Raw genomic sequence first — 513 nt, forward strand, 5'->3', positions numbered from 1 at the left:
TGAAGAATATCATCAGCCAAAACCCTACAGACCCGCTGCCAGATATCCCGATCTGCGAATGATCTTTCGAGCGGACGTATCACAGAAGTTATGCCTTCTGCGGCTAGCAAAGCCATGCGCACTGGGTTTAGGTCAACGCCGAACCGGGCCTGCAAGAGTTTCTCGAGCGTGATTCCGGGGTCGTAAGGTGCGCTCGCCATTGCCATAATATCACCCCGACTGCGACAACCTGCGACACGGATTGCGCGACGCGAACCATAGAGATATTTTCCCTTAGGCAGCGTTTGGTCACCTTCGTGGAGGATATTGAAAGCCTCTTTCAACACCCAGCCTTCGCGGGCCATGAAGTAAAGATCGGTGACACCGTCGCGCCGCGCCTCGCGCCCGAGCCAAGTCATGTAGCCTGTCACGATTGGCCCAAGTACCGCATAGCCGAGTTTCTCTGCCTCACCGCCTGACAGTGACGCAAAACTCTCAGCCGGTGCCGGAGCGTCGAACAATCCTAGCGCCGTG

General features: G+C 56.5%; 1 protein-coding gene. It reads right to left on the minus strand.

What is annotated here, in order from left to right; all coding sequences use genetic code 11:
* The coding region (locus ACK8OU_RS20440; RefSeq protein WP_410305159.1) for a hypothetical protein at positions 1-500 on the minus strand (500 nt) is incomplete at its 3' end.
* Between the last annotated feature and the right edge of the window lie 13 nt (positions 501-513).

It is taken from the genome of Pontitalea aquivivens (assembly GCF_046507575.1).
GTDB classification, from domain to species: domain Bacteria; phylum Pseudomonadota; class Alphaproteobacteria; order Rhodobacterales; family Rhodobacteraceae; genus Pontitalea; species Pontitalea aquivivens.